Source organism: Streptomyces sp. NPDC002623 (assembly GCF_053592635.1).
In genome coordinates this window covers 162,778-177,322 of the sequence record NZ_JBSFWB010000015.1, presented here as the reverse complement: position 1 = coordinate 177,322, position 14,545 = coordinate 162,778, and the positions used below count along the sequence as shown (strand labels likewise).

At 72.9% G+C, this 14,545-nt stretch carries 14 protein-coding genes; 1 reads left to right on the top strand and 13 read right to left on the bottom strand.

Annotated features, from left to right (window positions below; genetic code table 11):
- Nucleotides 1-314: 314 nt before the first annotated feature.
- The 12 genes from ACWD4O_RS26750 to ACWD4O_RS26695 form a co-directional block, all read right to left on the bottom strand.
- Nucleotides 315-1,199 carry an alpha/beta hydrolase gene (locus tag ACWD4O_RS26750; RefSeq protein WP_451283519.1) on the bottom strand — a complete coding sequence of 295 codons (885 nt, stop codon included), beginning with the start codon at nt 1,197-1,199 and terminating at the stop codon, nt 315-317.
- Between the two features lie 360 nt (nt 1,200-1,559).
- On the bottom strand, nt 1,560-2,786 hold the full coding sequence (gene kynU, locus ACWD4O_RS26745; RefSeq protein WP_451283517.1) for a kynureninase: 1,227 nt from the start codon (nt 2,784-2,786) through the stop codon (nt 1,560-1,562).
- On the bottom strand, nt 2,779-3,624 hold the full coding sequence (locus ACWD4O_RS26740; protein WP_451283516.1) for a tryptophan 2,3-dioxygenase family protein: 846 nt from the start codon (nt 3,622-3,624) through the stop codon (nt 2,779-2,781). Before ACWD4O_RS26740 ends, kynU begins: the two co-directional genes overlap by 8 nt.
- A 171-nt stretch (nt 3,625-3,795) precedes the next feature.
- On the bottom strand, nt 3,796-4,209 hold the full coding sequence (locus ACWD4O_RS26735; protein WP_351910245.1) for a DUF3151 domain-containing protein: 414 nt from the start codon (nt 4,207-4,209) through the stop codon (nt 3,796-3,798).
- A 281-nt stretch (nt 4,210-4,490) separates the two neighbouring features.
- Complete coding sequence (locus ACWD4O_RS26730; RefSeq protein ID WP_451283514.1) at nt 4,491-5,957, bottom strand: MFS transporter; 1,467 nt, start codon at nt 5,955-5,957, stop codon at nt 4,491-4,493.
- Nucleotides 5,958-6,052: 95 nt separating this feature from the next.
- The gene (gene fbaA, locus ACWD4O_RS26725) at nt 6,053-7,084 is read right to left on the bottom strand and encodes a class II fructose-bisphosphate aldolase (protein ID WP_351910239.1); all 1,032 of its coding nucleotides are present in this window, start codon (nt 7,082-7,084) and stop codon (nt 6,053-6,055) included.
- A gap of 150 nt (nt 7,085-7,234) precedes the next feature.
- The gene (gene pyrE / locus ACWD4O_RS26720) at nt 7,235-7,789 is read right to left on the bottom strand and encodes an orotate phosphoribosyltransferase (RefSeq protein ID WP_451283512.1); all 555 of its coding nucleotides are present in this window, start codon (nt 7,787-7,789) and stop codon (nt 7,235-7,237) included.
- Between the two features lie 10 nt (nt 7,790-7,799).
- On the bottom strand, nt 7,800-8,597 hold the full coding sequence (locus tag ACWD4O_RS26715) for an aldose epimerase family protein (RefSeq protein WP_451283510.1): 798 nt from the start codon (nt 8,595-8,597) through the stop codon (nt 7,800-7,802).
- Between the two features lie 68 nt (nt 8,598-8,665).
- Nucleotides 8,666-9,490 (bottom strand): SRPBCC domain-containing protein, encoded by an 825-nt coding sequence (locus ACWD4O_RS26710; protein ID WP_451283508.1) that lies wholly within the window; start codon nt 9,488-9,490, stop codon nt 8,666-8,668.
- A 128-nt stretch (nt 9,491-9,618) separates the two neighbouring features.
- Entirely contained in the window at nt 9,619-11,268 is a 1,650-nt protein-coding gene (locus ACWD4O_RS26705; RefSeq protein ID WP_451283507.1) for a polyamine aminopropyltransferase, read from the bottom strand.
- Between the two features lie 62 nt (nt 11,269-11,330).
- Entirely contained in the window at nt 11,331-11,861 is a 531-nt protein-coding gene (locus ACWD4O_RS26700; RefSeq protein ID WP_451283506.1) for a DUF2617 family protein, read from the bottom strand.
- A gap of 387 nt (nt 11,862-12,248) precedes the next feature.
- Complete coding sequence (locus ACWD4O_RS26695; protein WP_451283504.1) at nt 12,249-12,542, bottom strand: hypothetical protein; 294 nt, start codon at nt 12,540-12,542, stop codon at nt 12,249-12,251.
- A gap of 141 nt (nt 12,543-12,683) precedes the next feature.
- Here ACWD4O_RS26695 and ACWD4O_RS26690 point away from each other — a divergent pair, with 141 nt between their 5' ends.
- Nucleotides 12,684-13,880: a pyridoxal phosphate-dependent aminotransferase gene (locus ACWD4O_RS26690; RefSeq protein ID WP_451283502.1), complete on the top strand. Its 1,197-nt coding sequence runs from the start codon at nt 12,684-12,686 to the stop codon at nt 13,878-13,880.
- A gap of 83 nt (nt 13,881-13,963) precedes the next feature.
- On the opposite strand, the gene ACWD4O_RS26685 is transcribed toward ACWD4O_RS26690, so the two are convergent.
- Nucleotides 13,964-14,512, bottom strand: coding sequence for a YbjN domain-containing protein (locus ACWD4O_RS26685; protein WP_351919058.1), 549 nt, complete (start codon nt 14,510-14,512; stop codon nt 13,964-13,966).
- Nucleotides 14,513-14,545 lie beyond the last annotated feature (33 nt).

The window sequence follows — 14,545 nt, the reverse complement described above, 5'->3', positions numbered from 1 at the left end:
GCTGCACGCGAATGCGCCACGCCCGAGGCGTTACCCCCTCGCCACCCCACCGCACGCGAAAGCGCCGTGCCCTGGACGTTCCCCCATCGCCGCGCCATCGCCCGCGAAAACGAAGCTCCGCCATCCCGCCACTCCCCCGCCCGTTCGCCCGGCCATCGGGCGTTTCTGGCTTGGAAGTTACGGATCGGCGCTCGTCGTTCGCGTCCCGCCTGGGAGCTCTTCTGCGACGTAGCTCTCAGGTATTACGGGTACGACAGGTCCGCACACCTACGGGAGGCACGGGCCCCCAGCAGGGGGCTACCCAATGACCAGCCTCACCACGCCAGCTGCGCAATCTCCTCGGCGACCACCGCGCACGCGTCCGCCGCCGGGTCGATCAGCGGGAAGTGGCCGACGTCCTCCAGGAGGGTCAGGCCCACCACCTCGCCCGCCTTGGCCGCCGCGTCCGCGTACGCCTCGGCGACGGCCTGCGGGACGACCAAGTCGCTGCGGCCCTGGACCAGCGTCGTCGCGATGCCGGTCGGCAGCAGGAGCGCGGGGTCGGCGTACGGCCGTCGCTCGTCGAACTGCTCCTCCCCGCCCAGGAGTTGGCGGGACGCCCCGCCGCACACGTCCAGCTTCTCGGCGACCGCGAAGTCGGCGATCGGGGCGAGCGCGACGACGCCCCGCAGCGGGACGGGACCGCCGGTGCGCCAGGGTGCGTCGGCGGGCAGTACATGCCGGGCCGCCGCCCACAGGGCCAGGTGGCCGCCGGCCGAGTGGCCGACGAGCACCGTGCGGCGCGCGTCGGCCTGCGGCACGGCCTCCCGGGCGAGGGCGGGAAGCGCGTCGAGGGCCGCGGCGACGTCGTCGAAGGTGTCGGGCCAGCGGCCCGCGACCGGGGACGTCCCCTCCGAGGCCGGGCTCTCGGCGCCGCGCCGGTACTCCACGTTGGCCACGGCGAACCCCCGCCCCGCCAGGTACTCCGCGAACGGCGTGACGTGCCGCCGGTCGTACGGCGCCCGCCAGGCCCCGCCGTGCAGCACGACCACGAGCGGGACGGGACCGCCCGGACCCACCTCCACTCGCGGAACGTAGAAGTCGATCACCTGGTCGGGGTGGTCTCCGTACGCCGCGGTGACGTCTGGGTCGACGGGCGGATGCCCGAAGGCCGACTCTTCCTCGGCGACGGCCCGGGCTGCGACAACGTCGTCCGGCATGCTCCAACCTCTCAGCGGCGAAACAGATTTGGCGGACCAGGAGAGAATCAGGCCGTTGGCCGGGACGGTATCAGGCCCGTGACGTGCGCGGACACGCGGATATCACGCTCGGTGAGGGGAAAAACGGTTCTGCCGGGTGAACTACCGGGCGAACCCGGCAGCCCCACACCTGCCCACACCTGCCCGCGACTGCCCTGCGACAGGCCGGCACCGGACCCTGAAACAGGCCGGCACCGGACCCTGACCCAGCCCCGCACCAGGCCCCGCACCGGACCCTGACCCAGCCCCCGCACCGGGCCCCGAACCAGGCCCGGCACGAGTCCCGCACCGGGTCCGCACCGCCAGGTCCTACGCCAGCACCTACGCCAGCACCTCCGCCAGTACCCGGGCCGCCCGCTCCACCTCCGCGAACCCGACGTACAGCGGGGTGAAGCCGAAGCGCAGGACGTCCGGGTGGCGGAAGTCACCGACGATCCCGCGCTCGATCAGCCGCTTCATGACGTCGCCGGCGTCCTCGCAGCGCAGCGCCACCTGGCTGCCGCGCTCCTCGTGACGCACCGGAGTCAGCGACTCGACCCGTCCCTCGGGGACGTACGCGCCCACGCACTCCAGGAAGAAGTCCGTAAGGGCCAACGACTTCGCCCGGACCGCCTCGACCGGGACGCCGTCCCAGACCTCGAGCGCCGCCTCCAGGGCGAGCATCGACAGGATGTCCGGGGTGCCGACCCGACCGCGCAGGGCGCCCCGCGCCGGCTCGTACGCCTCCCGCATGCCGAAGGGCTCGGCGTGCGAGTTCCAGCCGGGCAGCGGGGAGTCGAAGCGGTCCTGCAGCCCCTGGCGCACATACAGATACGCCGGTGAGCCCGGGCCGCCGTTCAGGTACTTGTAGGTGCAGCCGACCGCGAGGTCGACGCCGTGCTCGTCGAGGCCCACCGGCAGGGCGCCCGCGCTGTGGCACAGGTCCCAGACGGCGACCGCGCCCGCCGCGTGCACGGCGGCGGTGAGCGAGGGCAGGTCGTGCAGCCGCCCGGTGCGGTAGTCGACGTGGTTGAGCAGCACGGCGGCCGTCCGTTCCGACAGCGCGGCCGGCACCTCGCCGGGCGCCACCGGGCGCAGCGTGCAGCCGGTCAGCCGGGCCGCGGACCCGGCGATGTAGCCGTCCGTGGGGAAGGTCGTCGCGTCGACGAGGATCTCGTCCCGGCCGCCGCCACCGTCGCCGTCCGCGGCGATCCGCACCGCGCCCACGAGGGCCTTGAAGACGTTGACGCTGGTCGAGTCGCCGACCACGATCTGGCCGGCCGCCGCGCCCACCAGCGGGGCGATCCGGTCGCCGATCCGCTCGGGGGCGGTCCACCAGCCGCTCTCGTCCCAGGAGCGGATGCGCAGCTCGCCCCACTGGCGGCGGACGACGTCCGCCACCCGGTCGGGGACGGCGGCGGGCAGCGCGCCCAGCGAGTTGCCGTCGAGGTAGACGCCGTCGTCGAGCACGAACCGGGCCCGCAGGCCGGCCAGTTCGTCGGCGGCGTCCAGTTCCTTCGCCGCGGTGGCCTTGCCGGTGAGGTCGGTGAGGTCGGTGAGGTCAGACATGGGACCTCGCCGTCCACAGCTCGGGGAACACGTTCTTCTGCGCGCGCTTCTCCAGCCAGGCCACGCCGGCCGAGCCGCCCGTGCCCGCCTTGGCGCCCATCGCGCGGCGGGTGGCCACGAGGTGGTCGTTGCGCCAGCGCCAGACCAGTTCGGCGACGTCCGTCAACGCCTCGCCGAGGCGCGCGATGTCGTCGGAGGCGTCCGCCGAGTACACGGCCGTCCACACCGACTCGACGTCCGCCGAGGGCTCGTAGCGCTGCGAGACGTCGCGTTCCAGGACGGCGGCGGGGATCGGGTGGCCGCGGCGGGCCAGCAGGCCCAGCACCTCGTCGTACAGGCTCGGCTCGTGCAGCGCCTTCTCCAGCTCCGCGTGGACGCGGGGCGCGCCGCGGTGCGGGACCAGCATGGACGCGGACTTCTCGCCGAGCAGGAACTCCATGCGCCGGTACATCGCCGACTGGAAGCCGGAGCCCTCGCCGAGCGCGGAGCGGTAGGAGTTGAACTGGCCCGGGGTCAGCTGCCCGAGCGGCCTCCAGGAGGCGTTGAGCGCCTCCAGCTCGCGGACGGAACGCTTCAGCGCGTCGATCGCCACCGGGACCCGGTCCTCGCGCAGGGCCTGCGCGGCGGTCTCCCATTCGTGCACGATGACGGTGAACCACAGCTCCATGACCTGGGTCGTGACCAGGAAGACCATCTCTCCGGGGTCGTCGGAGAGGGTGTGCTGGAGGTGGGTGAGCACGTCTGCTCTGACGTAGTCCTCGTAAGGCGTCGTGCCGGCGAAGTCGAGATGCGGAGTCTCGGGCTCCGAAGCCTCGTGAGGCTGAGCCTGCTGGGACATCGCTGTCTCCTGTTATGTACTCCGGGTAGCGGTCCGCCCCTGCCGTTACCGACACGGGGGCCCCGGTCCCCACCGGCATCCTGCGCAATCGGACACCGAAAACGCAAGGCCCGTCCGGTCACACCAGGACCGGACGGGCCATCCGCACCACCCTTACGGGCCGACCCGGGTCTAGCCCAGGGTCTGGGCGGCCGTGGGCGAGGAGTCCTTCAGGAACTGCGTGCAGCGCTCGTACTCGGCCTGCTCGCCGATCGCCTGCGCGGCGCGGGCGAGGCCGTGCAGGGCGCGCAGGAAGCCGCGGTTCGGCTCGTGCTCCCAGGGCACCGGGCCGTGGCCCTTCCAGCCGCCCCGGCGCAGGCTGTCCAGGCCGCGGTGGTAGCCCGTACGGGCGTAGGCGTACGACTCCACCACGCTGCCCCGCTCGAACGCGTCGTCGGCGAGCTGGGCCCAGGCCAGGGAGGACGTCGGGTACTTCGCGGCGACGTCGGCGGGCGCGGTGCCGCTCGCCAGGAGCTCGCGCGGCTCGGGGTCGTCGGGGAGGTGGGTCGGGGGCGGGCCCCCGAGGAGGTTTTCGTGAATGGACATGGGTCCAGTCTGCGCCACCGCCCGCCCGCCGTTCCACGCGCGCCGGCCGACCGCCGGCAGCCCGGCGCACCCCACCCCACCGCCCGCCGTTCCACGCGCGCTAGCCCAGGCGCTTGTGCGCCTGTTCGCCCTCCAGCGGAGGCGCCAGCACACTGCCGTGCCGCAGGCACTCCGGATGCGTACAGTCCGGCGCCGGACGACGAACCGTCGCAAAGGCCACCACAGCACCGGCGGCCGGCAGCCCGGCGCACCTCACCCCAGCGCCCGCCGTTCCACGCGCGCTAGCCCAGGCGCTTGTGCGCCTGTTCGCCCTCCAGCGGAGGCGCCAGCACACTGCCGTGCCGCAGGCACTCCGGATGCGTACAGTCCGGCGCCGGACGACGAACCGTCGCAAAGGCCACCACGGCACCGACCACCAGCAGCCCGGCGCACCATCCCATCGCCTGCTGGAACGCGTCGTCGAAGGCGGTCGCCGAGCGGTACGCCTCCGGGCCCATGCCGGTGAGCAGCGGCAGCGCGGCCACCGCGACCAAGCCGGCCGCCCGCGCCGCCGCGTTGTTGATGCCGCTGGCCAGGCCGGCCCGGCCGACGTCCACCGAGGCCAGGACGGTCGCGGTCAGCGGGGCGACCAGGGTGACCAGGCCGAAGCCGAGGACCAGCACGGCGGGCAGCACATCGGCGAAGTAGGAGGCGTCGGGACCGACCCGCAGCATCAGCAGCATGCCGGCGGCGCACAGCAGCGGTCCGACGGTCAGCGGGATGCGCGGGCCGATGTGCTCCGCGAGCTCGCCGGAGCGGGCCGACAGCAGCAGCATCAGCACGGTCGTCGGCAGCAGCGCCGTGCCGGCGGCCAGCGCCGACCAGCCGGACACCACCTGGAGCTGGAGGGCCGCGAGGAAGAAGAACCCGCCGAGGGCCGCGTACACGCACAGCGTGACCAGGTTGACGGCCGTGAACTGGCGGGAGGCGAAGATGTCCGGCGGCATCATGGGGTCCGGCCGCCGCCGCTCCACCATCACGAAGGCCACCCCGGCCACGATCCCCGCGACGGCCGCGGGCGCGACCAGGACCGACCCGCCCGGGGCCTCGATCAGCGCGTAGGTGACGAGCGCGAGCGCCAGCGCGCCCAGCGCCGCGCCCAGGACGTCGAAGCGGCCGTGCGTCAGCTTGTCCCGCGACTCCGGGACGTGCCGCAGCGCGACCGGCACGCACACCGCCGCCAGCGGCACGTTCAGCAGGAACACCCACCGCCAGCCCGGCCCGTCCACCAGCCAGCCGCCGAGGAAGGGGCCGACCGCGGCTCCGATGCCGCCGAAACCCGACCACAGGCCGACGGCCCGCGAGCGGTCGTCGGGGTGGAAGGAGGCCTGGATCAGCGCCAACGAGCCGGGGGTCAGCAGCGCGCCCCCGATGCCCTGGAGGGCGCGGGCCGCGATCAGCACCCCCGCGTTCGGCGCGAGCCCGCACAGCAGGGAGGCGGCGGCGAACCACACCACGCCGATCACGAAGACCTTGCGGCGCCCGTAGCGGTCGCCGAGGGAGCCGCCGAGCAGGATCAGCCCGGCCAGCGTCAGCATGTACGCGTTGACCGTCCACTGGAGCACGGCCAGGTCCGCGTCCAGGTCACGGCCGATGCGCGGCAGCGCCACGTTGACGACCGTCGAGTCGAGCAGAACCATGCTGGAGCCGAGCACGGTGGTGAGCAGAATCCATCTGCCCTGGGCCGAGGCCATCCGGATGTCCGCCATGACCCCAGGTATACAGCGAGCCCGACGCCGTCGACAGACGGACGCCGGGCTCACCGCAAAAGCGACTACGGCACGACTACGGCACGACCACCGGGCTACTTGATCTTCTGGCCCGCCGAGCGCAGGTGCTGCGTGGCCTCGACGACGCGCGCGGCCATGCCCGCCTCGGCCAGCTTGCCCCAGGTCCGCGGGTCGTAGGTCTTCTTGGAGCCGACCTCGCCGTCGACCTTCAGGACGCCGTCGTAGTTCTTGAACATGTGGTCGGCGACGGGACGAGTGAAGGCGTACTGGGTGTCCGTGTCGAGGTTCATCTTGACGACGCCGTTGTCCAGCGCGGTCGCGATCTCCTCGGCCGTGGAGCCGGAGCCGCCGTGGAAGACGAAGTCGAACGGCTGCGAGCCGGCCGGCTTGCCGTACTTGGCGGCGATGCCCTCGTTGAGCTCCTTGAGGAGGTCGGGGCGCAGGACGACGTTGCCCGGCTTGTACACGCCGTGGACGTTGCCGAAGGACGCGGCCAGCAGGTAGCGGCCCTTCTCGCCGAGGCCGAGCGCCTCGACCGTGCGGATCGCGTCGTCGACCGTGGTGTAGAGGGAGTCGTTGATCTCGTGCGAGACGCCGTCCTCCTCGCCGCCGGTCGGGGTGATCTCCACCTCGAGGATGATCTTCGCGGCGACCGCGCGGGCGAGCAGCTCCTGCCCGATCGCGAGGTTGTCGGCGAGGGTCTCGGCGGAGCCGTCCCACATGTGCGACTGGAACAGCGGGTTGCGGCCGGCCTTCACGCGCTCCTCGGAGACCGCGAGCAGCGGACGCACATACCCGTCGAGCTTGTCCTTCGGGCAGTGGTCGGTGTGCAGGGCGACGGTGACCGGGTACTTCTCGGCGACGATGTGCGCGAACTCGGCGAGGGCCACGGAGCCCGTCACCATGTCCTTGCTGTACTGGCCGCCCAGGAACTCGGCGCCACCCGTGGAGATCTGGACGATACCGTCGCTCTCCGCCTCGGCGAAGCCGCGCAGAGCCGCGTGCAGGGTCTGGGTCGAGGTGACGTTGATGGCCGGGTAGGCGAACTTGCCTGCCTTCGCCCGGTCGAGCATCTCGTTGTAGACCTCGGGGGTTGCGATGGGCATCTGTCCGCTCCTTGGTATCTGCGGGTTGGCGATCTGGCGCGTGCTACGGCCCTGACCTAGACCTTGGGGTGCGACGTCATCGTCGTCCCCATCTTTCCAGACATGCGCCGTTACTCCACGCGCTGCCCAAGTCCAGGTCAAAGCGGCCGGTCAGTCCAGTCCCAGTTCATCCTTCGAGAAGGCGAACAGGTAGGGCACCCCCGCGCCCTCGCGGATCTTCTGGTCGGCGCCGGTGGCCCGGTCCACGATGGTCGCCACGGCCACCACCTCGGCGCCCGCCTCGCGCACGGCCTCGACGGCGGCCAGCGGCGAGCCGCCGGTGGTGGAGGTGTCCTCGACGACCAGCACCCGCCGGCCGGCGATCTCCGGACCCTCGACCCGGCGCTGCAGCCCGTGCGCCTTCGCCGCCTTGCGCACGACGAAGGCGTCCAGCCTGCGCCCGCGCGCGGCGGCCGCGTGCAGCATGCTCGCGGCGACCGGGTCGGCGCCCATGGTCAGCCCGCCGACGGCGTCGAACTCCAGGCCGTCGGTCAGGTCGAGCAGCACCTGCCCGACCAGCGGAGCGGCCTCCCCGTCGAGGGTGACGCGGCGGAGGTCGACGTAGTAGTCCGCCTCCAGACCCGACGACAGGGTCACCTTGCCGTGCACCACGGCCTTGTCCTTGATCTGCTGCAGCAGCGCGCCGCGTACATCCACGTCCGTCATGCCCCTCAGCTTAGAGGCGGGTCCAGGACCAGGTCGTGGTGGCCTCCAGCGGCTCCAGCATCGTGACCAGGCGCGGGAGGGTGTTCAGACCGTCCGGCGGGCCGGTCTGCGGCTCCACGCACACGGCCGCCTCCTGCTCGTCGTAGACGACGACCCACTCCTCGGGGCTGGTCACCTTCAGCGCGAGCTGCCCGGGCCAGGTGAGGGTGACGTCGACGCCGCCGGGCATGCCGAAGCAGTCGTCCCAGGGGCCGGGCTCGGGCCCGATGCGGTTGCCGGTCGGCAGATGGTCGTCGCCGCGCTCCTCCTGCCAGGCGGGGTCGAAGGCGACCCGCACGTCCTGGCCGTCCTGGCCGCCCAGGTTGCGGTTGAACCAGGGGTGCCAGCCGAGCTGCGCCGGGAAGGACGAGTCCCAGGTCTCGACCGCCAGCTGGATCGTCAGGGTGTCCTCGGTCAGCGCGATCTCCTGGGTGACGCGGCCGGCGTAGGGCCAGGGCTCCACCAGTTCGTACGTCAGCGCGACGCCGTCCGCCGTGCGCCGCGCGACCTTCCAGGCGCCGTCGCGGGCGGTGCCGTGGATGGCGTTCGGCGCGGCGTTGAGCGGCATCTGGTGGACGGCCCCGCCGTCCCGGAACCGGCCGTCGCGGATCCGCCCGCACCAGGGGACCATCGGGAAACAGCCGAACCGCTCGCCCTGGCGCAGCAGTTCGAGGCCGCCGACGCGCAGCCCACCCACCCGGCCGCCGTTGCCCGGCTGCACGGTCACCTCCGCGTCACCCGCGGTCAGCGTGATGTCTTCGTCACTCACGGGACGACCCTACTGGGGCGATCGGCGCGAGGCCGCCACAGCTGCGCTGCGGGGCCGCCGGACACGGCCTAGCCGCGTCGGCGCAGTGCCCTGCCCACCACGATCGCCGACGCCACGACCAGCGCGGCCGCCGGAGCCGCCCAGCGCAGTGCGCTGTTGGGGACGACGGTCTGCGGGGCGGGGACCGGTGCGTAGCGTCCGCGCGGCGGGGCGTGGTCCACCTCCTCCGCGCTGCGTCCGATCATCGTGCGGCGCGCGTGCGCGGCCTCGGCGGGCGGCTCCGAGGGGCCGGTGAGGTCCTCGAAGACGGTCTCGGGGACGGCGGGCAGATCAACCCCGTCGACCTCGTCGGCGTCATCGGCTCCGTCGACGTCATCGACGTCATCGACCGCGTCCTCCTCGGACTCGGACTCGGACGCGGATGCGGACTCGGACTCGAACTCCTCGGGTTCCTCGGGCGCGGGTTCCTCCGCGGCTCCCGTTCCCAGGTTGTCCGCGAAGCGGTTCAGCAGTCGGGCGATCGCCGAGCCGACCGCTTCCGGCGGCAGCTCCGCGACCCGGCCGTCCGCCGTCGCCGTCCCCTCGAAGCCGAGGGTCGTGCCGGCGTCGGCCTCGCGCAGCCGCAGGGTGAGGGCCAGTTTCACCGAGCCGCTGCCGCGGGCCTCGGTCGCGTCGCCCGTCAGGGCGTACGTGCCGTCCTCGCGCGGTGAGACGCGTACCGCGCCCCGGTAGGTGATGGTGTGGCCGCCGATCCGCACCTTCAGCCGCCCGGCGACGGGCTCGGTGCCGACGTCCTGCTGGAGCCCGGGGACCGCCCGGGCCACCTGCGCGGGGTCGGCGAGGGCCGCCCTCAGCCGATCGGCCGGAACCGGAACGAACACCTCTTGCTCCATGAGTGCGGAGCCTACCCAGCGAGTGCCGGAAAGCACCTGCCGAAACCGGGATTCGGGTCCCCCGGCCGCCGCCCGGTGGTACGGGCCGTCACCCCTCAGCACGGCGTCGGTATCGCCTCGCCACCGCCTCAGTACCGCGGATGCACCAGGGTGGAGGGCCGGACTCCGGTCACCCGGGTCTCCTCCGCCGCTCGGGCGTCCGCCGCCAGGGCCGCCTGGGTCAGGGTGTGCAGCCGGTGTTCATGGCGGTCGAGGCTCAGGAGCGGGCGGGTGCCGGCGGTGGCCAGGACGAAGCCCCAGTCGCGGGGCTCCCGGGCGGCGTCGGCGGTGCGGTCGGGGCCCGCGGTGAAGCCGGTCGCGCGGCCGTCCACGCGGTAGGGGGCGGTGTGCAGGCCCGCCGCGCGCATCGTCGCCTCGACCGTCCAGAACACGCACGGCCGGGTCGCGACCGGGCCGGCGTGCACGACCAGGCGGCCGCCGGGGGCGAGGGCGCGCCGGGCGAGGCCGTAGAACTCCTCGGAGTAGAGCTTGGTGCTCGCCGTGATGCCGGGGTCCGGCAGGTCCGCGACGACCACGTCGTACGTCGCCGCACGCGCCCCGCGCAGCCAGTGGAAGGCGTCCTCCGCGGTGACGTGGACGCTTCGGTCGCCGTAGGCGTGCTCGTTCAGCCGGGACAGGGCCGGGTCGGTGCGGGCCAGCCGGACCAGGCCGGGGTCGAGTTCGACGATGTCGACGCTATGGACGTCGGGGTGGGTGAGGACCTCGCGGGCGGCCAGGCCGTCGCCGCCGCCGAGGATCAGCACGCGCGTGTGCGGGCCGTTCATCGCGGGGTGGACGAGGGCCTCGTGGTAGCGCCGTTCGTCGCGGCCGCCGACGCGGAGGCGGCCGTCGAGGTAGAGGTCGAGGGGGCGGCCGTCGTCGCCGCCGGTGAGGACGATCTCCTGCACGCCGGTCTTCACCGCCACCCGCACGTCGTCGCCGTACACCGCCTGGCGCGCCGCCCGTTCGAAGTCGTCGACGAGGACGGCGGCGGAGGCGAGGACGCCGAGGACGGTGAGGTTGGCGACGAGCAGCAGGCAGCGGGCCCGGCAGGTGAGGTCGCGGCGGAAGAGGCCGAGCACCAGGGCGGCCCCGGCCACCACGTTGACCGCGCCGGTCAGCAGGGAGCTGGTGAGCTGGCCCAGGAACGGCAGCAGCAGGAAGGGGAAGGCGAGGCCGCCCACCAGTGCGCCCACGTAGTCCGCGGCGAAGAGGTCGGCCACCGCGCCGCCCGCGTCCTGGCGGCGGATGCGCTGGATGAGCTCCATGAGGAGGGGGACCTCGGCGCCGATGAGCAGGCCGATGGCGAGCGAGAACCCGACGAGCAGGACGCGGGAGCCGCCCGCCCACAGGCCGCCCCAGGCGCCCGTCCAGGCGAACATCGCGTAGAGCGCCATGGCGCTGCAGCCGCCGACCAGGGCGAGGGTCGCCTCCAGGGCGCCGAAGCCGGCCGCGGCGAACCGGCGCAGCCGTTTGGCGGCGAGGGAGCCGATGCCCATCGCGAAGACCATGACGGACAGCACGACGGAGGCCTGGGTGACGGAGTCGCCCATCAAGTAGGACGCGAGGGCGACGAGTTCCAGTTCGTAGACGAGACCGCAGGCGGCGCAGACGAACACGCAGGCGAGGACCAGGAGCCGCCCGGTGTCCGGGCGGACGGGCAGCCGCGCGGGCCCGCGCCAGGGCGGCTCCCCGTCCGGCCGGACACCGGGCGGGGCCGGCGCGTGCGGTTCGATCACGACTGCGACGTTACGTCACGGCCCTCACACGCTTCGTCACCCACACGTGTGGAACCTGGGCGTCAAACCCTTGACTCCGCGCCGGTTCGCGCGCGAACGCCGACCCGGGTTCTGGTCGCCACCAACTGGCCGTCCTGGGGGTAGGCGTGCCAGGTGCGCCAGCGCACCTGGCCCTCGTGGTGGTGGGCGAGGAGGGCGGTGAAGGCGTGCGGGCTGCCGGGGAAGACGCCGGCGAGGCCGTGCGGATGCTCGGAGACGAGGGCCAGGAGTTCCTGGGCGCGGCCCGCGAACTGGCCCGGCGAGAGCACCTCGACGCGCGCCGCGAACTCGTACTCCCAGTCGCCGACCCGCTTGGCGACGCCCAGCGGGAGCGGGGTGCTGCTGCCGGGGATGCAGGCCACCGTCTCCGAACAACAGCCCTGCTCCTCCTCCAGCAGCACCTGGTGCGATGCGCCGAGCAGTCTCAACTGCAGTTTGGCACCGGACAGTTCGAGGTCGAGGGTGGCGAGGGCGGGCAGCGGTTCGCGCCCCAGTGCCCAGGCGAGATCGGCCGCGCGCGTATCGGTGTAGGAGGTGTTCAGGGTCGTGAGCATGGGTCGGCTCCGCGGAGACGCAAAGAAAAGAGGTTAGGTACGGCGCACCCCGGTCGACACCGGGGAAACGGCCCCGGTCAGCCCGGTCTGGGAAGGTCGTCCGCTCGGGACGTCCGAAGGGGTCCGAGGGGCTGCGTTGATGTTTTAGAGGGAATCATGAACTGTGGTGCCGCCACAGCGTTTTTACCCAACTTCGTGGGGTTTCCATCCCTCGGGGGGCTCCACAGCTCAACTGTTCAACCACGGCGTGCGCCGGGCGGGCCGGCACGCCCCCTTCGCGCCCGCCACGTGCACATGCCGCGCGCATGGTGCGACCGCGGAGCCCGTGGTCGGTCGGGCCCCGCGGTCCGGATACGGCTCCCCCCGCGGGAGCTCAGCTGCCCCGTGTCAGCTGCCTCCGCCGCATCCGCCGCCTCCGCCGCAGGAAGACCCACCGCCGCAGGAGTGGCCTCCGCCGTGCCCGCCGCCGGAGTCGCCGGAGCCGCCGTCGCCCCCGCCGGTCCACCAGCTGCCGCCGTCGCTGCCGGTCGCACCGGCCGCGCCGCTGCTGCTGCTGCCGCTGCCGCGGCCGCGCGAGCGGCCGCCGCGGTAGGAGCTCGTGGCGCTGTGCCTGCGGACATTCGCGAACAAGGCCGCCACGAGCAGGATTCCGATCACCGCCAGGATGATGCCGAAGATCATGGCGTCACCCTCCTTCCGTGTCCCCCGAAGCGACCCCCCGTGGGCGCCTCGCGTGGTGCGTCGGCGCCCACGTGAACGGGGGATGCCCGCCCGTCTCGACTGCCAAAGCAGAGTTGAGGAAGTCCAGAGCTTCGGCGCAGGATGGCGGGCATGACCTCCACCGCACGCCCCTTCCTCAACCGCCGTCTCGCCGAGTTCGGGACGACGATCTTCGCCGAGATGTCCGCCCTCGCGCTGACGACCGGCTCGATCAACCTGGGCCAGGGCTTCCCCGACACGGACGGCCCCGAGGAGGTCCGCGAGGCGGCCGTGCGGGCGCTGCGCGACGGCCGCGGCAACCAGTACCCGCCGGGCCCGGGCGTGCCCGAGCTGCGCACGGCGATCGCCGATCACCAGCGCCGCCGTTACGGCCTCTCCTTCGACCCGGACACGGAGGTCCTGGTCACCGCGGGCGCCACGGAGGCCATCGCGGCCACCCTGCTGGCCCTGCTGGAGCCCGGTGACGAGGTCGTCGCCCTGGAGCCCTACTACGACTCCTACGCGGCCTGCATCGCGATGGCGGGCGCCACGCGCGTGCCGGTCACCCTGCGCCCGGACCCCGAGCACGCCCGGTTCCGCCTCGACCTGGACGAGCTGCGCGACGCGGTCACCGACCGCACCCGGCTGCTGCTCGTCAACACCCCGCACAACCCGACCGGGACGGTCCTCACCCGGGCGGAGCTGACGGCGATCGCCGAGCTGGCGGTGGAGCGGGACCTGCTGGTCGTCACCGACGAGGTGTACGAGCACCTGGTCTTCGACGAGGCCGAGCACGTGCCGCTGGCGACGCTGCCCGGCATGCGGGAGCGCACGGTCACGATCGGCTCGGCCGGCAAGACGTTCTCGTTCACCGGCTGGAAGGTCGGCTGGGTCACGGCGACGCCCGGTCTGGTCACGGCGGTGCGCTCGGCGAAGCAGTTCCTGACGTATGTGTCGTCCGGCCCGTTCCAGTACGCGGTCGCCGAGGCGCTCGCGCTGCCCGACAGCTACTTCGACGCCTTCCGCGCGGACATGCTGGCCAAGCGCGATCTGCTGGCCACGGGGCTCACGGAGGCCGGCTTCGCGGTCTTCCGGCCGGCCGGCACCTACTTCATCACCACCGACATCCGCCCCCTCGGCGAGAGCGACGGCTTCGCGTTCTGCCGCTCGCTGCCCGAGCGGGCGGGCGTGGTCGCCATCCCCAACGCCGTCTTCTACGACCACCGCGAGGCGGGCGCGCCGTTCGTGCGGTTCGCGTTCTGCAAGAAGGCGAGCGTGCTGGAGGAGGCGGTGACCCGGCTGAAGGCGCTGGCCGGCTGAGCCACGGCGGCAGAAAGCGGGCGCCCGTCCACAGGCTGTGGACGGGCGCCCGCTCTTTCGGCACTCGGGCCGGGTCGTGCGACCTACTCGTCGCCGTCCTCCGGCTGCTCGTCGGACTTCGCCTCGGCGTCGTCGACGTCCTTCTCCAGGCCCAGCTGCTCCACCAGCCACTTGTCGAACTCGATGGCCGCCCGCACCCAGCTCACCGTCGAGGAGACGAACAGCTCGATGTTGACACCGGCACCGATCAGCAGCTGCGCCTCGCCGATGAGGCGGACGGTGCCGTCGTCGTGGGTGTGGGTGTAGACCTTGGGCCACAGGGTGCGCCGGTTCCAGTCGTCGATCGACTCGAGGAGCTGCGCCTTGTCGTCGATCTGGTGGGGCCGGTCGTAGAACGTCCGCACCGAGTAGACCGACTGGTCACCCTCGCCGCGGAACATGAAGTACGTACGGAACTCCTCCCACGGCGCCGCGAGGTCACCCTCGTCGTCGACGACGTACTTCAGCTCCATCTGGTCGAGGAGCTGCTTCACGAGATCCTGATCCGGGACGACGGGGCCCGCCGGTCCACCCTGGGGCTGCGGCTCGGGCTGGCCCCCGAAGTTCGGAATCGAGGACGGGTCGATGCTCACCGTGTTTTTCCCTTCGTACGGATCCCGCCATCC